Source organism: Mumia flava (genome assembly GCF_002797495.1).
Lineage (GTDB): Bacteria > Actinomycetota > Actinomycetes > Propionibacteriales > Nocardioidaceae > Mumia > Mumia flava.
In genome coordinates, this window is the sequence record NZ_PGEZ01000001.1 from 1,754,339 (window position 1) to 1,772,874 (window position 18,536).

An 18,536-nucleotide genomic window follows, 5' to 3' on the forward strand; every position below is an offset into this window, starting at 1 on the left:
GCCCCGAGTCAGAAGGTGGGCCAGGTCAACGCCTTCGCCCATCCGCGGGGCTTCGCGTCGTAGTCGCACACACCGCGGTCGAAGGTCCCCCGCAGGCGGGCCTTCTGCTCCGCCGTGAAGTCCACGCCGTACGAGCGCCAGCGGATCGGCCGGAGCGCGCACGCCACGACGTCCTGCTCCAGCGGCTGGCCCGCGACCTGCCGAGGGTTGTCGCCGATCGGGTAGACCGACCCGCAGGTGTCGGTCCCGGACCAGTCGGTCGGGATCCGCTGCGACGCCGAGACCCAGCACGAGTCGGACAGCGAGCCGGGCTTGTTGCGGACCACCTTGTCGGCCCGGCTCCCGCGCCCCGTGTCGCCGTCGATCGCGGTCAGCCAGGCGTCCATCGACGCCAGGGCGTCCGCGCTCGCGGCGGCCGTCTGGTCGGGAAGCGGCATGTGGGCGACGATCACCTGGTTGTCGGCGTCGCCGTTCGCCTCGATCATCCGCTGCCGGATGACGAACGACCACTCCGCGGTGTGGAAGTTCGCCGGGACGCCGGCCACGTCGGCGTACGTCCGCAGGTCGATCACGGGGGTCTCGGCAAGGCCACGGCCGCCGGACGTCACCATCCCGTACCGGTAGGACGCCCGCACCGCCTTGCGGTCCGCCACGCTGCGCTCCGCGACGACGTTGCCGGCGACGTCGTACCCGCCGATGCTCTCGTTCAGGGCGACGAACTGCTCCGGCGTGATCGAGCCGTCCTCGAGCGCCTCCAGGCCGTACTGCATGCCGACGTTGTCGGTCGCGCTGCGCACGAAGCCGGTCTTCGGGTCGCGCCCGACCTGGTTGACGAACTGCTCCATCGCCGAGCACTTGAGCCCGTCCGGGTTCGTCACGGGGTCCCACCTCACGTCGACGGGGATCACCGCGGGGCACGACTCGGTCGCGGTGAGCCGGCTCGCGAACGTGAGGTCCCACGACTGACAGCTCGACAGGTTGAGGTATCCGGTGACGGCGCGCTTCTCCTCGGCGCTCCAGCTCGCACCGTCGCCGGCGTAGAAGCGGTTGAGCAGTCGGCAGTCGCCGACGGGGCCGGTCGTGGTGACGACGTCAGGGAAGCCGATCGACGGCACGATCCCGTCGAGGATGCCCGGATAGGTGTCGGCGATCGCGTACTGCTGGATCGCGCCGCCCGAGCCGCCCCAGCCGATCGTGTGCGCCGGCGCGCCGTACGTCTCGACGACGTGCTCCTTGACCATCATCGCGGCCTCGGCGGAGATGATGTGGCTGCAGTTGTTGTCCAGGACGTTCAGCGACGACGACGCCACCACGTACCCCTGGGACAGCATCAGGTCGTTCAGGACGCCTCCGCTGTTCGCGCCCTGGTGGTAGCCGCCGTTGCAGCCGCCTCCGAAGGTGTAGACGAGCCGGTCGTTCCAGGTGTCGGCCGGAGCGGTCGGCGTCGGGTCGGTGCCGTCGTACAGGGCGGCGACCTCGTAGACCGCACGGTCGATCGTGCCGCGCTCGACGCGCACGACGTACGGGACGGTGCTGCCGTCGACCGTCGCGGTCGCGGCGTCGGCGGGGACCGCGCTCGGGTCGGCGAGCGGCTTGAACGTCGACCCGGACCGGTAGACGTAGGAGACCTGCGTGGGCGCGGAGCAGTCGGGCTGGCTGGCCGCCGGCAGGCCGAACGCCTCGGTCTCGCAGTAGAACGGCGTCTGCTGCGGTCCGGACAGGACCGGCCCGGCGATGTCGTGGTTCGTGACGACGAGCGAGTCGAACCGCAGGCCCTGGTGGGCCCAGAGCAGGTTGCGGCCGTCACGCAGCCCGTCGACCAGCCCGACGAGGCTCCCGTCCGGCTGCTCGACGAGCACGTCGGTGACGTCCTCGCGTCCGAGCCGCAGGCTCAGTCGCCGACGGTCGTCCACGCCGGTCACCCGCACGAGCACGTCGCCTCCGCTGACCAGCTCCGCCCGCGGGTTGGACACCGTCTCGATCGACAGGCGATCACCGTGGTGCCACCCGTGGGCGCCGCCCGTGCCCCGGGCCGGCTGCTCTCCGCTCGCCGCTGCGGGTGCCAGGGCTGCAGCCATCACGACCGCAGCCGGGACCAGGACCGCTGTCCGTGCCCATCTCCTCATCCATGCCTCCTCGTCGAGACCGGTGGTTGACCGGACGAGCACCGCGGCCCGTGCGCGCACGCTACTGTGTGACACCCGTCACGTCTAGAGTGCATGCCGCAACCTTCCCGCGGCTCTGCGTTATCGGGCTGTGCCCGGCGCCTGTCTAGACTGCGGGGGTGATCTTCAAGGCAGTGGGTGAGACGAGGCCGTACCCCGAGCACGGCTTGACCCACCGTCAGTGGGCGGCCCTGCCGCCCCAGCAGGTCCGCCTCGACGATCTCGTCACCGTGAAGCGGCACCTCGACCTCGGCAGCCTGCTCGACGAGGACTCCACCTTCTTCGGCGACCTCTTCCCCCACGTGGTCGGGTGGCAGGGCGACCTGTACCTCGAGGACGGCCTGCACCGAGCGCTCCGCGCGGCGCTCCAGCAGCGGCAGGTCATGCATGCGCGCGTCTACCAGTGGGAGGGCTGAGGATGAGTCGGGGGCTTCGCACCTTCCTCACGATGGCGGTGCTCGTCGCCGTGTTCGCGGGCGGGACCTGGTACGGCGTCAGGCTGCTGGTCTCCGACCCGCCCGGCCTCCCGGAGGCGGGTGCGGACCTGACCTGCCGCAACCGCACCCTCGAGTCCGGTGAGCAGCTCACCGCGCGCGAGGTCCGCGTGAACGTGCTCAACGCGTCCGGCGCGTCGGGCATCGCCAACCGCACGATGATCAACCTCGAGGCCCGCGGGTTCCAGCCGGGAGAGATCGGCAACGCCACCGAGGACACCAAGGTCAAGAACGTCCAGATCGTGGCCCGCAGGCCCAACCGCGTCGACGCCCGCCTGGTCGCCGCCCAGTTCAAGGGCAAGAAGACGTACCAGGAGGGCACACCCGAGGGAGAGGCGACCGTGCTCGTGATCGTCGGGGACGACTACAAGGGCCTGCGGAAGAAGGCCAAGGCGCCCCAGGCGATGAAGGCCAAGAACCGCGTCACGATCTGCGTCCCGCAGGCGACCCCGGTCGACGTCGGCTGAGCTCGCCGCACGACACCGGCGCTCACTCGTACCACCCGGCCAAGCGACCGGACCGGCTGACCTGGCGCAGCCGCTCCTCGGCCTCCGCACGCTTCTCCCGCGGCGCCACGACGAGCAGGTCGTCGGCGCGCTTGAGCCGCGTGGTGCGGTGCGGGACGAACGACTCCCCCGCCCGGACGAGCAACGCCACCTGCACCCCGGGCGGCAGACGCAGCTCGCCGACCTCGACGCCGGCGAGCCGTGACCCGCGGCTCACGTGGACCTGCAGGAGGTCGGCCTGCATCCGCTCCAGCGGCGCGGCCTCGAGATCCAGCTCGGTCGGCTGGTCGACGGTCACCCCGAGGCGACGCGCCGCCCACGGCAGCGTCGGCGCCTGGAGCACGGTGTAGACCACCACGAAGACGAACACGATGTTGAACATCGAGGCGGCCGACTCCACGTCGTAGGCCAGCGGGATCGCTGCCAGCACGATGGGCACCGCTCCACGCAGGCCCGCCCATGACAGGAACGCCTGCTCGCGCCAGGTCATCGAGGAGAACGCCGTGCACACCAGCACGGACAGCGGGCGGGCGACGAAGGTGAGCACGGCGCCGATCACGATCCCCACCTCGACCTGCCACCAGGTGATCGTCGCGGGCGTGACCAGCAGGCCGAGCATGACGAACAGCCCGATCTGGGCGAGCCAGCCGATCCCCTCCGCGAACGAGCGGGAGGCGGCGCGGTGCGGCAGCTCGGCGTTGCCGAGGACGAGCGCGCACACGTACACCGCCGCGAACCCGCTGCCGTGCACGAAGGTCGTCGCCCCGTAGGCGAAGACGATCGTGGCGAGCACCGCGAGCGGATAGAGCCCGGAGGAGCCGAGCGCGACCCGGCGCAGCGCCCAGGCCGCCGCCCGCCCGATCACGAACCCCAGCACGCCCCCGCCGACGAGCTCGGCCACCATCACCAGTCCGAGGACGACCGGGTGGTGGTCGGACCACGTGCCGGCGCTCACCGCGACGACGAGGAGGACGATCGGCGCGTCGTTCAGCCCCGACTCGGCCTCGAGCGTGCCGATCACGCGCGGTCGCAGCGGGACGCGGCGCAGGACGGAGAACACCGCGGCCGCGTCGGTCGGTGCGGTCACAGCGGCCAGCAGGACCGCGAGCTGCCAGTCGAGCCCGAACAGGACGTGCCCGGCCACCGCGACCACGACGACGCTGACCGCCGACCCGACGGTCGCGAGCAGCAAGCCGATCCCGACCGAGTCGCGGACCTTCACCCAGCTCGTCGTCAGACCGCCCTCGGCCAGGATCAGCACGAGCGCACCGAATCCCAGGGCCTGCGCGAGGGCCGCGTCGTCGAAGGGCACGCCGAGGATCGAGTCGCCGAGGAGCACGCCCAGCCCGAGGTAGAACAGCAGGCTCGGCAGCCCGACGCCCACCGAGGCCCGGACCGCCAGGATCGCGACCAGCAGGACGCCCGCGCCGATCAGCAGGACCCGGTCGAGGTCGTGAATGTCCACTCGGCCCCCCGGTCCCGACTCCGCCCTCATCGTACGGGTGGGGCACCGTCGCCCCGGCGTGATCCGCCTCCCACCCCCGGCGGGGGATGGACAACCCGACCTCACGGATGGTGAAGTAAGGTTTGCCTGACCAAAGATCGCTCGGGAGGAACCGATGACCACAGCGACGACCACGTCCGCCTGGCGTTTCTTCGACGTCGAGGTGGCGGCCGTCCGCACGCTGTCTCCCTCGTTCGTCCGGATCACCTTCCGCGGCCCCGACGTCGACGAGATGGCCGACCACGGAGCCGACCAGCGGATCAAGCTCGTGCTCCCCGACGGCGACGGCGGGTACGCACACCTCCCGCGCCACGAGGAGTGGTACGCCGCGTGGCGTGACCTGGACGACCACCACCGCAACCCCCTACGGACCTACACGATCCGGCACCTGCGGCCCGAGGCGTACGAGATCGACGTCGACCTGGTGGTCCACGGCCCGACCGGACCCGCCGGACGGTTCGCAGCGGACTGCACGCCGGGCTCGCGTGCCGTCCTGATGGGCCCGAACGCCCGCTTCGACGGCTTCCACGGCGGTCTGGAGTTCACCGCACCGCGCCGCGGCGTCCCGACGCTGCTGGTCGGCGACGAGACTGCCCTGCCGGCGGTGTCGCGCATCCTCGAGTGCCTGCCCGCGGACACGGTCGGCGAGGCCGTGCTCGAGGTTCCGCTGGCCGAGGACTTCACCGACCTCGTGCGGCCGCAGGGGGTGCACTTGACCTGGTTGGCGCGTGAGGGCTGCCCCCACGGCGAGCGGCTCGACCCCGCCGTACGACGGGCGGCCGGCCGGCTGCTCGGCGATCCGACCGCGTCCGGCGCCCCGCTCGAGGACGTCGACGTCGACCGGGACATCCTCTGGGACGTGCCGAGCGTCCCCGGCGAGACCGGGGACCGGCTCTACGCCTGGATGGCAGGCGAGGCCGGGGTCATCAAGGCCCTGCGGCGCCACCTCGTCTCCGAGCGCGGTGTGGATCGCCGATCGGTGGCGTTCATGGGCTACTGGCGGCTCGGTCGCGCGGAGGCCTGAGCGGCACGTACGGCCCTCGGCGCCCTCCCCGGGCGCGAATTCCCCAGTTGCGGGATCGCCGAGCGGACACTAGTTTGCACCAGGAGTTCCTGTCGCGACGCCGCCGCCGGAGCTGACGAGACGCACCCGGGGCACGGCGTGCCCCGCGACCGGGGAGGACACCGCGCATGCGCATGCCCACCACCACCGTGTCGGCGCTGCTCGCCGGCACGGTCGCCGTCTCCGTTCTCGCCGCCGCCCCCGGGGCACGCGGCGCCGTGCCGGGCGAACCCGACCCCGCCCGCAGCCAGCCGACCACCAGCGAGCCGACCGATCCGGCGAGCGCAGCCGTCCGGGCCGAGGTCGACCCCGAGCCGACCGCCACCGGTCGCGCGGTGGGCGCGCGACTCACCGACCTGCTCGTCCCGGACGGCGACAAGCCGACGGACGGGGTCCCCGTGTCCTTCGGGATCGGGCTGGTCGGCGTGACCGGCGACCCGGTCGGCGGCTACACCCTCGTCGTCGACGAGACAGCCGACCGCGGGGCGCTGCTGCGTGCGCTGACGCGGGGCCTCGACCGCTCGGCGAGGTCCTACGTCGACTTCGCCGACGCACCGCACCCGGCAGCCGAGCTCACCGAGGCCTGGCGTGCCGTCCGCGACCCGGCCGTCCGCGCTGCGGCCGGTCTCGGGGCGTTCACGGTCGACGTCGATCCGGAGTCGGCGACCCTCGTCGTGACGACCGCCGGCGACGCCGCGCTCCGTACGGGCGGGGCCGACGCCCTCGCCGACGCACTCGGCGCGGTCGCTCCCGGGTTGATCACCGTGGAGTCGGGGGGCGCCGGCGGGCGCGCGTCGCGCAGCCCGGACGTCGCACCGCACTGGGGCGGCGCGCGGATCGTGAGCAGCGGGACGCGCTGCACGGCGGGATTCAGCGTCGTCCGACGCTCGGGCGGACGCGCGTCGCTGACGGCCGGACACTGCGGACCGAACGGCACCTCCTGGAAGTCCGGCACCGAGTTCTACGGAGTGACGCGCGGCCGGTCGGGCTTCCCCGACTACGACCAGGCGCGGCTGCAGGGCTCGACCTACGCTCCGCGGATCTACACCGACGGCCTCGACCGGTACTCCTCCCGTGCCGTCCACAACGCGAACGACGGCGCGATCGGAGACGTCGTCTGCGCATCCGGCGACGTCACGCTCTCGGTCTGCGGGATCGTCATCAAGAGCTTCACCGCGACCTTCTGCGACGACGTCGGGTGCACGACGCACCTGATGCGGGGGCGACGCTCCGACGACCGCGTCATCGTCCGTGACGGCGACTCGGGCGCCCCCGTCTACCACCGCAACCCCTCGAAGCCTCGCGCCTCGGTACGCGGCATGGTCATCGCCTACGACCAGGGCGGCAGCCGCCTCTACGCTGAGCGGTACACGTCGATCGCGAACCACCTGGACGTGACCGCCCTGACGAACTGAGCGCCGATGAGCCCGATCCTGGTTGGTGCCGGTGCGTCGCCCCGTACGAGGCGACGTGCCGTGACGGCCACCGCGGTGGCCGCGTGCGCAGTCGTGCTCGCCGCCTGCGGGGTCGGCGGTGATCGTGGGGAGATGGACGGCGCCCGGGCGAGCACGAGCACGAGCGCCCCGGCGGCCGGTGACCTGCCCGACGGATGGCGCTGGGAGACGTACCGGTCCGTGCAGGTCGCGGTCCCCGACACGTTCGGCTGGGGCAACGGCACCCAGCGGCTCGGCCAGTGGTGCGTGGACCGCGGGGGCCGTGGCCCGATCGTGGGCCGGCCCGGAGTGAGCACGCTGGTCGGCTGCGTCGGTACGGAGGCCAGCCCGCCGGCCGAGACGGTGCACGCGAACACGGGCACCGTGGTGGCGTTCGCCCCGGCGCCCGAGGGGACGTCCGACGGGATCGGGCGGCTGGGTGACCGGGTCACCGTCGTGACCGGCGGTGTCGAGGTGGTGGTGCAGGCTCCGGCCGGGCTGCGTGAGCGGATCGCCGCGACCCTCCGTACGGTCGAGCACGACGCGAACGGCTGTCCCGTCCTCGACCCGGTCGTGGACGACCCCGGGCGGCGACCGGACGAGGCGCACGACCTCGCGCGCCTGTCGGGGATCACCGCCGTGGCCTCGTGCCTGTACGACCACCGCGGTCGGCGGGACGGGGGGCTCGCCTCGTCCGTGCGGCTCGACGGCCCGGAGGCCGCGACGACCGTCGAGGCGATCGCCACCGCGCCTGTGGCCGGCGACGATCCGCCGCGGTGCGGCGCACGCCGGCTCGGCGAGTCCACCGTGGTGCTGCGGATCGACTCCGCGCTGGGGGAGTCGGTCGCCTACCTCCGCTACGCCGGCTGTGCCCGCAACGGCGTCGACGACGGGGTCGCCGTGCGGGCGCTGCGCGGGTCGTACCTCCGACCGCTGCTGGCCGGACCCAACACCCCGACCTCGTGGGAGAATCGCGGCGATCCGGCGAAGAACGCACCGCTGCGCGCGATCGCGACGGGATCCGGCGGTCGCGGCTGAGGACCTCCCCGCGTGCGACGAAGCCCCGCCCGGACGGACCCGGGACGGGGCTTCGACGATGGCGGTGGCGGTGGGATTTGAACCCACGGTGGGCTGTTAACCCACACACGATTTCGAGTCGTGCTCCTTAGGCCACTCGGACACGCCACCGCGAGAGACAGTACCGGACGGCCGATCGGCGCCCCAAACCGGGTCGATGATGTATCGTCGCTATCTCGAACACTATTGTTCGACTTATTCTGTTGTCGAGTCAGCTCGTCGGAGGAGCTCGCATGCGTCGGATCATCGTGTCGATGTGGACCACCGTGGACGGGTACGTGGCCGGGCCGGACGATGAGATGGACTGGCTGATGCCCGACGAGGCGATGGCGGCGTACGAGACCGCCCTGGTCACCGGCGCCGAGGCGCTGCTGCTCGGGCGTACGACCCACGGCGACTTCGCCGAGACGTGGCCGCGGATCGCCGGGGACGAGGCCGAGCCCCCCGCGAACCGTGACTACGCCCGGCGGGTCGACGCGATGCCGAAGTTCGTGGTGTCGAAGTCCGGAAGAACGGCTTCGTGGCGGAGCTCCACCCGGATCAGCTCGCTGGACCACGACGACGTGGCGCGACTCAGGGCCGGTGGCGACGGCGACCTGGTCGTCTACGGGAGCCTGAGCGTGATCGCTGCTCTCCAGCGGATCGCTGCGGTCGACGAGTACCACCTGCTGCTGCACCCGACGGCGATCGGCGCCGGCAAGGCGCTCTTCACGAGACCGGCACGGCTCAGGCTCGAGTCCGCCGAGCCGTTCCCGTCGGGCGTCACCCTGATGCGCTACGTCCCGACCACGCACGAGGAATGAGGGAGAAGCCGATGTCCATCGACGCACCGACCGCCGAGCTCCTCTTCGGAGGAGACGACACGACGCCCATGAGCTCGGACGAGGCCACGGTGAAGCCGTGGAGCCAGGCCCGCACGTGCCTCGAGTCCGCACCCAAGGTCTGGCTGGCGACGACGCGTCCCGAGGGGCGAGCCCACGTCATGCCGATCCTGATCGTCTGGGTCGGCGACGCGCCGTGCTTCGCCACGCGTCCCGTCTCACGGAAGGGGCGCAACCTCGCGACGGACGGTCGCTGCGTGATCACCGTGTCCGGCGAGGACCTGGATCTCGTCGTCGAAGGACTCGCGACCCGTGTGACCGCTGACGACGACCTGACGGAGGTCGCCGCCGCGTTCCTGGACAAGTACGCGTGGGAGTTCGCGGTCCGCGACGGTGTCGTCCGCGACGGCCCGCTGCTCGACGCTCCGGAGTACGCGTTCTTCCGGCTCGTGCCGACGCGGGCCTTCGGCTACGGCGCGGACGGACTGACGGCGACCCGCTGGCGCTTCGCCCAGCCGGCCGCACCCACGCGTACGACCGCCTAACGGTGGTCGGCGAAGAACCCGCGCAGCTGCTCGGCGACGCGGTCGGCCAGGACGCCCGAGACGACCTCGGGCCGGTGGTTCAGCCGCCGGTCGCGTACGACGTCCCACAGCGAGCCCACGGCGCCGGCCTTGTCGTCGAACGCGCCGAAGACGAGGCGGTCCACCCGCGCGAGCACCAGCGCGCCCGCGCACATCGTGCAGGGCTCCAGGGTCACGACCAGCGTGCAGCCGTCGAGACGCCACTCGCCCCGCTCACGTGCCGCCGCACGCAGCGCCACCACCTCGGCGTGCGCCGTCGGGTCTCCGTCTCGCTCCCGCGCGTTCCAGCCTTCGCCGAGGACCCGGCCGTCGGGGTCGACCACCAGGGCACCGACCGGCACGTCACCGTCGGCCGGCGCACGCGACGCGAGCTCGAGCGCCCGCTCCATCCACGGCTCGACGGCGCGCTGCGCGGGCGTCGTCATCGGATCACCCGATCAGCGCCTCGAACTCGTCGCCGAACCCCAGCCGCTGCGCGATGTCGCTCAGGACCTCGTCGGGATACGCGTCCGGGTCGTCCAGCATCACCGCGAGGTCGATCGCGCTCACGCCGAGGTCGGCGAGCATCGTGAGGTCGCCCGCCGGCTGCGGCTCGTCGTCGTCCTCGGGGTCGGGCAGGTCGAGCACGTCGGCGACGCTGTCCGCCAAGGGCCACTCGTCGACGGCGGTGATGTCGGAGAGCAGCATCCGTGCGTCGTCGCCGCGCAGCCGGACCAGGACGAAGAAGTCCTCGTCGACGGCGACCATCCCGAGCGCACCGCTCGGCGACGGGACGTCCCTCAGCGCGTCGACCAGGTCCTCGACGTCCTCGACCGCGTCGTCGGGCACGGTGTCCAGACGCCAGCCCTCGTCGTCGCGGTAGGCGACCACGGCCAGGTCGACGGTGTCCTCGGGCACGACCACAACCCCTTTCGACGCCGCGCACGCGGACGTCTCCTCCCTGAGGATGACAGAGCGGAGCCGTCTTGTGTTGGTGAGGTCGCCCACCGTCGGTCCTCGGTAGTGTCTGCCGCATGGACATCCACGTCGTCGACCACCCGCTGGTCGCGCACAAGCTGACCACGCTGCGCGAGACCACGACGGACTCACCGACCTTCCGCCGGCTCACCGACGAGCTGGTCACGCTGCTCGCCTACGAGGCGACCCGCGACGTCCGGGTCGAGCCGGTCCGGATCACCACGCCGGTCTCGCCCGCCGAGGGGGTCCGCCTGACCAGCCCGAAGCCGCTGATCGTGCCGATCCTGCGCGCGGGCCTGGGGATGCTCGAGGGCATGCAGCACCTGCTGCCGACCGCGGAGGTCGGGTTCCTCGGCATGATCCGCAACGAGGAGACGCTCGAGGCGTCGACGTACGCCGAGCGCCTGCCCGACGACCTGGCGGGCCGTCAGTGCTACGTGCTCGACCCGATGCTCGCGACCGGCGGCACGCTGTCGGCGGCGATCGAGTTCCTCGTGGCGCGTGGCTGCGACGCGATCACCGCCATCTGCCTGCTCGCAGCACCCGAGGGGATCGAGCGGGTCAAGGCCGACCTGGCCGGGATCGACGTCCCGGTCACGGTCGTGGTCGCCGCCGTCGACGAGAAGCTGAACGAGGTCGGCTACATCGTGCCCGGGCTCGGCGACGCCGGCGACCGGCTGTACGGCGTGGTCTGACCGTACGGCGCCGCACGCCCCGCGATCGGGTGGCGAATGCACCGCGGCCCGGGTCGCGGAGGTGCATTCGCCACCGAATCGGGGAGGCGTTCCGGGGGCGGTGTCGCTACAGGCCCTTCACGCCGTTCAGCAGCTTGCCCATCGTGTCCTTCGCGTCGCCGAACAGCAGCGTCGTCTTCGGGTCGAAGAGCAGCTCGTTCTCGATCCCCGCGAATCCGGGTCGCATCGAGCGCTTCATGAAGACGATCTGCTGCGCATGGTCCGCGTCGAGGATCGGCATGCCGTAGATCGGCGCACCGGGCTCCGTACGGGCTGCCGGGTTCACGACGTCGTTCGCGCCGACGACGAGCACCACGTCGGCGCTCTTGAACTCGCCGTTGATGTCGTCCATCTCGCGCAGCTGCTCGTACGGCACCTGCGCCTCGGCGAGCAGCACGTTCATGTGGCCGGGCATCCGGCCTGCCACCGGGTGGATCGCGTAGTCGATCGTGATGCCGCGGTCGGACAGCTGGTCCACGAGCTCACGCAGCGTGTGCTGCGCCTGGGCGACCGCGAGCCCGTAGCCCGGCACGATGATCACGCGGTTCGCGTAGCCGAGCATGATCGCGACGTCCTCGGGCGTGGCCGACTTGACCGGGCGGTCGCTGGCCGTGCCTCCGCCGAGGGTGGAGCCGCCCCTGAAGGCACCGAACAGGGTGTTCAGGACGGACCGGCCCATGCCCTTCGCCATCAGGATCGTCAGCAGCGTGCCGGACGCACCGACGAGCGTGCCGGCGATCAGCAGCAGCGGGTTCTCGAGGATGTAGCCGCTGGCCGCGACCGTCAGGCCGGTGAAGGCGTTCAGGAGCGAGATCACGATCGGGACGTCGGCACCGCCGACCGGCAGCACGAGCAGCAGTCCGAACGCGAGGCCGAGGACCGCCAGTGCGACCGCCACCGGCATCTCCGGCGAGATCGTCAGCAGCACGGTCAGCACGATCGAACCCACGACCACGAGGCCGACGACCACCGGCATCCCGGCGAACACCACCGGCCGCGTCGTCATCAGCTCCTGGAGCTTCGCGAACGTCACGACGGAGCCGGCGAAGCTCACCGCGCCGATCAGGACGGTGAACGCGGTCGCGAACGCGGTGAACGACTCGATGTCGGCGCCGACGTGCAGGAACTCGCTCAGCTCGAGCAGCGCGACGAGGGCCGCAGCCCCACCGCCGACACCGTTGAACAGCGCCACCATCTGCGGCATCTGCGTCATCTGGACCTTGCGCGCGCCGACCGCACCGATCACGGAGCCGATCACGATCGCGCCGATGATCAGCTGGACGTTCTGCAGGTCGGTCTGGAAGAACACCACGACCGTGGCGGCGGCCGCTGCCGCAGCGCCGATCAGGTTGCCGCGACGCGCCGTACGCGGTGACGACAGGCCCTTGAGGGCGAGGATGAAGCAGACGCCGGCCGCGAGGTAGGCGAGCTGGACCCAGGTGGGCATCAGAGCGCACCTCCGACCTTGGAGTCGTCGGACTCGGCCGGACGGGCCGGCTTCTTCTTGCCGCTGAACATCTCGAGCATCCGGTCGGTCACGACGAAGCCTCCGACGAGGTTGATCGCGGCGAGGACGACGGCGAGCAGGCCGATCCCGATGGCGACCGGCTCGTCGGTGGAGCCGGTGACCAGGATCGCGCCGACCAGGATGATGCCGTGGATCGCGTTGGCGCCGGACATCAGGGGGGTGTGCAGGGTGCTGGAGACCTTCGAGACCACCTCCACGCCGACGAAGACGCTGAGGACGAAGATCGTCAGCCAGACCATGGGTTCGTTCATGACGGATCCTCCTCGGACGTGGTCTCGACCTCGCCGGTCGAGCCTGTCGAGACCGGGGTCTCGACAGGCTCGCCCGCCGGCTGCGGCTCGGGCTCGCCGAGCGCCTCGCGGGTGGGGGCGTGGCGGACGACCCCGTCGTGGGTGACGAACGCGCCGTCGACGATCTCGTCGTCGAAGTCGAGCGCGAGCGCCGCCTCCTCGCCGGTCATGAGACCGAGGAGGTTGACGATGTTCTGGGCGAGGAGCTTGCTGGCCGGTGACGGCATCTGGCTCGGGACGTTGCTGCCGCCCCACACGTCGGCGCGACCGACCCGTACGGTCTCGCCCGCGACCGAGCCCTCGACGTTGCCGCCGGACTCCGCCGCCAGGTCGACGACCACCGACCCCTCCTTCATCTGCTCGACCATCTCCCGGGTCACGAGCAGCGGGGCCTGCCGCCCCGGCACGGCCGCGGTGGTGATCAGGAGGTCGGCGGCCGCGATGTACGGGGCGAGGAGCTCGCGCTGACGCTGCGCCCGGTCCTCGGTCATCTCCCGGGCGTACCCACCCGAGCCCTCGAGCGTCTCCAGCTCCAGCTCGATGGACTTCGCGCCCATCGAGCGGATCTCCTCCGCCGCCGCCGCGCGGACGTCGTACGCCCGCACGACCGCGCCGAGGCGCTTGGCCGTGGCGATGGCCTGGAGGCCGGCGACACCCGCGCCCAGCACGACCACCTCGGCCGGCTGGACGGTGCCGGCGGCGGTCATGTTGAGCGGGAAGAACTTGCGCAGCATCCCGGCCCCGACGACGGTGCAGCGATACCCCGAGACCAGGGCCTGGGACGACAGCGCGTCCATCGACTGGGCCCGCGAGATCCGCGGCACGAGCTCGAGCGCCAGGGCGCTGACCTTCGCGTCGCGGAGCGCGGCGACTCGTTCCAGGTCCTGGGCGACCGGGAGGAACGAGATCGTCGTGGACCCGGCCGGCAGCCGGCGGATCTGGTCGATCGGGAGCGGTTGTACGGAGCAGACGACGTCGGCGTCGGTGAGCACGTCGTCACGCGGCTGGGCGCCTGCCTGCTCGTACTCCGCATCGGCGAACTCGGCGGCCTGCCCGGCGCCAGGCTCGTAGACCACGTCGTGTCCCGAGCGGACCAGCTTGGTCACCGCTTCCGGCACGAGCGCGACACGAGCCTCACCAGGGGCCGTCTCTTTGACGATGGCGATTCTCACCCCACGCAACCTAGAGGACACCTGCTGGACACAGCCACCATTTGGGACGTGGGTCTCACAGTCCGGCGTCTTTTGTTGCCGGCTGCATCATTTCCGCAGGTCAGAGGGCCTTGGCCCGCACGGCCGTACGGTCGGGCCAGGACGGCGGCCGGAGCCTGCCGGCCCCGTGAGACAGTGTGCGCCATGAGCAGCGACGCCGTGTCCGAGCACTTCGACCCGACCGCATGGCGCGTCGTCGAGGGGTTCGAGGACCTCACCGACCTCACGTACCACCGCGCCGTCGACCAGGGGACCGTACGGATCGCGTTCGACCGGCCCGAGGTCCGCAACGCCTTCCGGCCGCAGACCGTCGACGAGCTCCTGCGCGTCCTCGAGCACGCCCGTACGTCCTCCGACGTCGGCTGCGTCCTGCTCACCGGCAACGGCCCGTCGCCGCGGGACGGCGGGTGGGCGTTCTGCTCCGGCGGCGACCAGCGGATCCGCGGCAAGGCCGGCTACCAGTACGCGGACGGGACCACGGCCGACACGGTGGACAAGGCGAAGCTCGCGCGCCTCCACATCCTCGAGTGCCAGCGGCTGATCCGCTTCATGCCCAAGGTCGTGATCGCGGTCGTCAACGGCTGGGCCGCCGGCGGCGGGCACTCGCTGCACGTCGTCGCGGACCTGACGCTGGCCTCGCGCGAGCACGGGCGGTTCAAGCAGACCGACGCCGACGTCGCGTCGTTCGACGGCGGATTCGGGTCGGCGTACCTCGCGCGCCAGGTCGGGCAGAAGTTCGCCCGCGAGATCTTCTTCCTCGGCGACACCTACTCCGCCGAGGACGCCCACCGGATGGGCATGGTGAACGCCGTCGTCGACCACGCCGACCTCGAGACGGTCGCGCTGGAGTGGGGCGCCAAGATCAACGGCAAGAGCCCGACCGCGCAGCGGATGCTGAAGTACTCGTTCAACCTGATCGACGACGGGCTCGTCGGTCAGCAGCTGTTCGCCGGCGAGACCACCCGGCTGGCGTACGCCACGGACGAGGCGGCCGAGGGACGCGACGCGTTCCTGGAGAAGCGCGACCCGGACTGGTCGGACTACCCCTGGCACTACTGAGTCGGCGTCCGCGTGGCCACGGCGCTCGATCCCAGGATCCGCCGCGAGTCGGTCACCGGGGTCGCCGCCGCCGCGGCTGGCTGCGCAGACCCGCACCGGGCTCCGAAGGTTTCCCGCGCCCAGTGGCGGGCTGCCCAGCCAACTGGGGAGAGCGTCCCACCGTCGATCCCATGTGACATCGGCCCTGGCGCATTTCGGATACCGACGGTATCTTGACGCGCATGACCTCGAACTTCACCGGCAAGGTCGCCCTCGTCACGGGCGCGGCGCGTGGGATCGGAGCGGGCGTCGCCCGCGAGTACGTACGACGGGGCGGCCGTGTCGCCCTGCTCGGACTCGAGCCCGACGAGCTCAAGGCGGTCGCCGCGGAGCTCGGTGACGCAGCGGCGTGGTGGGAGGCCGACGTCCGCGACACCGAGGCGGTGCAGTCCGCGGTGGACGCGGCCGCCGCGCACTTCGGCCGGATCGACCACGTGGTCGCGAACGCCGGGATCTCCAGCTACGGCACGATCCGCCAGATCGACCCGGACGCGTTCGAGCGGGTCGTCGACGTCAACCTGAACGGCGTCTTCCGCACCCTTCGCGCGACGATCCCGCACGTGATCGAGACGAAGGGCTACCTGCTCGTCATCTCGTCGCTGGCCGCGTTCACCCCGCTGGCCGGACTCGCCCCGTACAACGCCTCGAAGGCCGGCGCCGAGGCGCTCGGCCTCGCGGTCCGCCAGGAGATGTACCCGTTCGGCGTCCGCGTCGGGATCTGCCACCCCTCGTGGATCGACACCGACATCGTCCGGGGCGCCGAGGCCGACCTGCCGTCGTTCAAGGCGATCCGCGGCAAGCTCCCGCCGCCGGCCAACGGCACCACCACGCTGGAGGAGTGCGTCGATCGGATCTGCGACGGGATGGCCAAGCGCAAGCGCCGCGTGTACGTGCCGCGGGCGGTCGGCGTCTCGAACTGGACCCGCGCGCTCTTCTCCTCGCCGCTGCCCGAGCCCATCGTGAAGCTGATGGTCAGGCGCACGGTCCCCCAGATGGAGAAGGAGGTCGCGGCGCTCGGCCGCAGCCACTCCGCGCACATCCCGGTCACGCCCAAGCGCTGAGCGGCCCCACCGCCCCGTGATGGTCTCCCCAGTTCACTGGGGAGACCCCCACCTGGCTGGGGAGGTTTCCGGTGCCCAGTGCGGGTCTGCCCAGCCGGCTACGGAGCCTCCCGGGCGCGGGATGGCCCGCCGTACGGCGGGTCGCGCTCAGGTCGCCGCGCCCACCGAGGCGGCGAGGCCGACGATGTGCCCGAGCCGCGCGAGCTCCGAGTCGAGCACCGGCGGCCCGCCGTGGCGCCCGAGCACGACCACGGTCTCGCTCCTCGGGACCGGGGCGGCCGCGAGGACGGTCGAGTCCCAGCCGGAGACCGGGCTGAGCCGCTGCGCGCTCTCGATCAGGAACCACTTCTCCACGTCGTCGGTCAGCTCCGGCGCCGTCGCGGTCTCGTGCAGCACGGACGGGCCGTCCGGTGTCCGCGCGACGAGCATCGCCCAGTCCGCCCGGAACGTCTCGGGGATCTTCTCGACCAGCATCTCCAGTGCCCGGGTCGGCTCCGCGGTGAACGCTTCGACGGCCTCGAGGTCCATCGACAGGTTCACGCCGGCGTTGTAGCGCGAGATCCACTGCACCCGGACGCCGTCGAGCCGGTGGCACGCACTGATCAGCTGGTCCGGCATCGTGGTGACGGGAAGCTCGAGCAGCACGTCGTCGACCGCCTTGCCGTCGCTGCGGTGCTCGACGATCTCGATGGCGTGGATGTCCGCGCCCGCCTCACCGAGGGCCGAGGCGACCGCGCCGAGCGACCCGGGGACGTCGGGCAGCTCGATGCGCAGCAAGAAGGCCATGGCTCGTCTCCTCCGTTCAGCCGACCGGCGCCTGAGTCGGCGCCGTCGCGGTCGACGGTGACCACGGGCGTGCGTCCTACGTGGCCGAGGTGCGCGCCGCCCCGGTCGGGACGGGCTCGCTTCTCGGGATTCGTGCCCCCGGCCGAGCATACCGACCACGCACCCCGGCCTGGGGCGCGCGCTCCCATTTCTGCCCCGATGACCGAATACCACCGCCTCGTCGGCCGGTACGTCCCGGTGCCGGCGCGCGGTAGCGTGAGGGTCATGACCACCCAGGTCCGCCCCCGGACGTTCGGTGACCCCGACGTGCTCGAGGTCCGCGAGGTCGCCGAGCCCGAGCCGGGCGACGGCCAGGTGCGCGTCGCCGTCCACGCCATCGACGTCAATCCGTGGGACGTCACGAGCTACAGCGGGCGCGCGGGGACCGACCCGACCCTGCTCGACGGGCTCGGCTCGGGAGTGTCCGGCACGGTCAGCGCCGTCGGCCCTGGCGTCGAGGCGTACGAGCCGGGGGATCCGGTGACGACGCGACGGGTCGACGGGTCCAGCTACGCCAGCGACGTGCTCGTCGCGGAGGCCGACCTTCTGCCGATGCCCGCAGGGACGTCGTACGAGACGACCGCGGCTCTGTTCCTGAAGGGCGGGACCGCGGCGCACCTTCTCGAGGCCACCGCGCTCACCGCCGGCGAGACCGTGCTGGTCCACGGCGGCGCCGGCGGCGCCGGCACCATGGCGGTGCAGCTCGCGGTGCTGGCCGGCGCACGGGTGATCGCGACGGCGGGGGCCCGCAACGCCGACTACCTGATCTCCCTCGGTGCGACCCCGGTGACGTACGGCGAGGGCCTCGCCGACCGCGTTCGCGGCGCAGCACCCGACGGCGTGGACGTGGCCTTCGACCTGGTCGGCACCGACGAGGCGGTCGCGGTCTCGCTCGAGCTCGTCGCGGACCTCAGGCGGATCGCGACCGTGGTGCGGTTCGACGCGGCGGGGGAGCACGGCTTCCGCGCGCTCGGGTACGGGCCGGGCGGCGAGCTGGGGAGCGACGTCCGCGCCGCGGCCGCGCCCGAGCTGCTGCGGCTCCACGCGCTCGGCCGGCTGCGCGTCGAGATCCGGCACGCCTACCCCCTCGTCCAGGCGGCCCGCGCCCACCGCGACCTGGAGACCGGTCACGGCCGTGGTGCGCTCGTCCTGATCGCCCGCCCCGAGCACGGCTGACCCGGCCGC

General features: G+C 72.0%; 19 protein-coding genes and 1 tRNA gene. 11 read left to right on the top strand and 9 right to left on the bottom strand.

All coding sequences use genetic code 11. The features are described from left to right. Positions 1-8: 8 nt before the first annotated feature. Complete coding sequence (locus CLV56_RS08300) at positions 9-2,126, bottom strand: DUF6351 family protein (protein ID WP_039350604.1); 2,118 nt, start codon at positions 2,124-2,126, stop codon at positions 9-11. 158 nt (positions 2,127-2,284) lie between these two features. Between CLV56_RS08300 and CLV56_RS08305 the strand changes: the two genes are divergently transcribed. Further along, a complete protein-coding gene (locus CLV56_RS08305; protein ID WP_039350390.1) occupies positions 2,285-2,581 on the top strand; it encodes a type II toxin-antitoxin system VapB family antitoxin in 297 nt (98 codons plus the stop codon). Positions 2,582-2,583: 2 nt separating this feature from the next. Next, positions 2,584-3,126: a LytR C-terminal domain-containing protein gene (locus CLV56_RS08310; protein ID WP_039350387.1), complete on the top strand. Its 543-nt coding sequence runs from the start codon at positions 2,584-2,586 to the stop codon at positions 3,124-3,126. A 22-nt stretch (positions 3,127-3,148) separates the two neighbouring features. Here the strand turns inward: CLV56_RS08310 and CLV56_RS08315 are convergent, their stop codons facing one another. Continuing rightward, complete coding sequence (locus CLV56_RS08315) at positions 3,149-4,630, bottom strand: potassium/proton antiporter (protein ID WP_039350384.1); 1,482 nt, start codon at positions 4,628-4,630, stop codon at positions 3,149-3,151. Between the two features lie 154 nt (positions 4,631-4,784). On the opposite strand from CLV56_RS08315, the gene CLV56_RS08320 reads away from it, so the two are divergent. The 3 genes from CLV56_RS08320 (at position 4,785) to CLV56_RS08335 (ending at position 8,203) form a co-directional block, all read left to right on the top strand. After that, entirely contained in the window at positions 4,785-5,693 is a 909-nt protein-coding gene (locus CLV56_RS08320) for a siderophore-interacting protein (protein WP_039350382.1), read from the top strand. Positions 5,694-5,860: 167 nt separating this feature from the next. Beyond that, positions 5,861-7,147, top strand: a complete 1,287-nt coding sequence (locus CLV56_RS08325) for a chymotrypsin family serine protease (protein WP_100414676.1) — start codon at positions 5,861-5,863, stop codon at positions 7,145-7,147. Between the two features lie 60 nt (positions 7,148-7,207). Further along, complete coding sequence (locus tag CLV56_RS08335; RefSeq protein WP_157805113.1) at positions 7,208-8,203, top strand: hypothetical protein; 996 nt, start codon at positions 7,208-7,210, stop codon at positions 8,201-8,203. A 59-nt stretch (positions 8,204-8,262) separates the two neighbouring features. Here the strand turns inward: CLV56_RS08335 and CLV56_RS08340 are convergent. Further along, positions 8,263-8,353 (bottom strand) — tRNA-Ser (locus CLV56_RS08340). Between the two features lie 122 nt (positions 8,354-8,475). On the opposite strand from CLV56_RS08340, the gene CLV56_RS08345 reads away from it, so the two are divergent. After that, complete coding sequence (locus CLV56_RS08345) at positions 8,476-9,045, top strand: dihydrofolate reductase family protein (RefSeq protein ID WP_039350379.1); 570 nt, start codon at positions 8,476-8,478, stop codon at positions 9,043-9,045. An 11-nt stretch (positions 9,046-9,056) separates the two neighbouring features. Beyond that, positions 9,057-9,608, top strand: a complete 552-nt coding sequence (locus CLV56_RS08350) for a pyridoxamine 5'-phosphate oxidase family protein (protein WP_100414679.1) — start codon at positions 9,057-9,059, stop codon at positions 9,606-9,608. Here the strand turns inward: CLV56_RS08350 and tadA are convergent. Both tadA and CLV56_RS08360 read right to left on the bottom strand, forming a co-directional pair. Beyond that, entirely contained in the window at positions 9,605-10,036 is a 432-nt protein-coding gene (gene tadA, locus CLV56_RS08355; RefSeq protein ID WP_039350597.1) for a tRNA adenosine(34) deaminase TadA, read from the bottom strand. The genes CLV56_RS08350 and tadA overlap by 4 nt on opposite strands. A 40-nt stretch (positions 10,037-10,076) precedes the next feature. Next, a complete protein-coding gene (locus CLV56_RS08360) occupies positions 10,077-10,544 on the bottom strand; it encodes a tRNA adenosine deaminase-associated protein (protein WP_245857711.1) in 468 nt (155 codons plus the stop codon). 116 nt (positions 10,545-10,660) lie between these two features. Between CLV56_RS08360 and upp the strand changes: the two genes are divergently transcribed. Continuing rightward, entirely contained in the window at positions 10,661-11,299 is a 639-nt protein-coding gene (gene upp, locus CLV56_RS08365; protein WP_039350376.1) for a uracil phosphoribosyltransferase, read from the top strand. 106 nt (positions 11,300-11,405) lie between these two features. On the opposite strand, the gene CLV56_RS08370 is transcribed toward upp, so the two are convergent. Genes CLV56_RS08370 through CLV56_RS08380 form a run of 3 tightly spaced genes read right to left on the bottom strand, consistent with a single transcriptional unit; the run spans position 11,406 to position 14,328 of the window. Next, positions 11,406-12,785: an NAD(P)(+) transhydrogenase (Re/Si-specific) subunit beta gene (locus CLV56_RS08370; protein WP_039350372.1), complete on the bottom strand. Its 1,380-nt coding sequence runs from the start codon at positions 12,783-12,785 to the stop codon at positions 11,406-11,408. After that, a complete protein-coding gene (locus CLV56_RS08375) occupies positions 12,785-13,117 on the bottom strand; it encodes an NAD(P) transhydrogenase subunit alpha part 2 (protein ID WP_039350369.1) in 333 nt (110 codons plus the stop codon). The genes CLV56_RS08370 and CLV56_RS08375 overlap by 1 nt, the downstream gene beginning before the upstream one ends. Next, a complete protein-coding gene (locus CLV56_RS08380; protein WP_100414680.1) occupies positions 13,114-14,328 on the bottom strand; it encodes an NAD(P) transhydrogenase subunit alpha in 1,215 nt (404 codons plus the stop codon). Before CLV56_RS08380 ends, CLV56_RS08375 begins: the two co-directional genes overlap by 4 nt. A 183-nt stretch (positions 14,329-14,511) precedes the next feature. On the opposite strand from CLV56_RS08380, the gene CLV56_RS08385 reads away from it, so the two are divergent. Both CLV56_RS08385 and CLV56_RS08390 read left to right on the top strand, forming a co-directional pair. Continuing rightward, positions 14,512-15,426, top strand: coding sequence for a 1,4-dihydroxy-2-naphthoyl-CoA synthase (locus tag CLV56_RS08385; RefSeq protein WP_039350366.1), 915 nt, complete (start codon positions 14,512-14,514; stop codon positions 15,424-15,426). Between the two features lie 221 nt (positions 15,427-15,647). Further along, a complete protein-coding gene (locus CLV56_RS08390) occupies positions 15,648-16,526 on the top strand; it encodes an SDR family oxidoreductase (RefSeq protein WP_039350365.1) in 879 nt (292 codons plus the stop codon). Between the two features lie 147 nt (positions 16,527-16,673). Here CLV56_RS08390 and CLV56_RS08395 read toward each other — a convergent pair whose 3' ends face one another. Beyond that, positions 16,674-17,303 (bottom strand): ACT domain-containing protein, encoded by a 630-nt coding sequence (locus tag CLV56_RS08395; protein ID WP_425437714.1) that lies wholly within the window; start codon positions 17,301-17,303, stop codon positions 16,674-16,676. Positions 17,304-17,576: 273 nt separating this feature from the next. Between CLV56_RS08395 and CLV56_RS08400 the strand changes: the two genes are divergently transcribed. Beyond that, entirely contained in the window at positions 17,577-18,527 is a 951-nt protein-coding gene (locus CLV56_RS08400; protein ID WP_039343603.1) for a quinone oxidoreductase family protein, read from the top strand. Positions 18,528-18,536 lie beyond the last annotated feature (9 nt).

Coding starts and splice junctions, on each gene's coding strand:
- CLV56_RS08325 (WP_100414676.1), top strand. CDS start 5,861: ATGCGCATGCCCACCACCACCGTGTCGGCGCTGCTCGCCGGCACGGTC.
- CLV56_RS08390 (WP_039350365.1), top strand. CDS start 15,648: ATGACCTCGAACTTCACCGGCAAGGTCGCCCTCGTCACGGGCGCGGCG.
- CLV56_RS08400 (WP_039343603.1), top strand. CDS start 17,577: ATGACCACCCAGGTCCGCCCCCGGACGTTCGGTGACCCCGACGTGCTC.
- CLV56_RS08300 (WP_039350604.1), bottom strand. CDS start 2,126: ATGAGGAGATGGGCACGGACAGCGGTCCTGGTCCCGGCTGCGGTCGTG.
- tadA (WP_039350597.1), bottom strand. CDS start 10,036: ATGGAGCGGGCGCTCGAGCTCGCGTCGCGTGCGCCGGCCGACGGTGAC.
- CLV56_RS08350 (WP_100414679.1), top strand. CDS start 9,057: ATGTCCATCGACGCACCGACCGCCGAGCTCCTCTTCGGAGGAGACGAC.
- CLV56_RS08375 (WP_039350369.1), bottom strand. CDS start 13,117: ATGAACGAACCCATGGTCTGGCTGACGATCTTCGTCCTCAGCGTCTTC.
- CLV56_RS08310 (WP_039350387.1), top strand. CDS start 2,584: ATGAGTCGGGGGCTTCGCACCTTCCTCACGATGGCGGTGCTCGTCGCC.
- upp (WP_039350376.1), top strand. CDS start 10,661: ATGGACATCCACGTCGTCGACCACCCGCTGGTCGCGCACAAGCTGACC.
- CLV56_RS08385 (WP_039350366.1), top strand. CDS start 14,512: ATGAGCAGCGACGCCGTGTCCGAGCACTTCGACCCGACCGCATGGCGC.
- CLV56_RS08320 (WP_039350382.1), top strand. CDS start 4,785: ATGACCACAGCGACGACCACGTCCGCCTGGCGTTTCTTCGACGTCGAG.
- CLV56_RS08370 (WP_039350372.1), bottom strand. CDS start 12,785: ATGCCCACCTGGGTCCAGCTCGCCTACCTCGCGGCCGGCGTCTGCTTC.
- CLV56_RS08345 (WP_039350379.1), top strand. CDS start 8,476: ATGCGTCGGATCATCGTGTCGATGTGGACCACCGTGGACGGGTACGTG.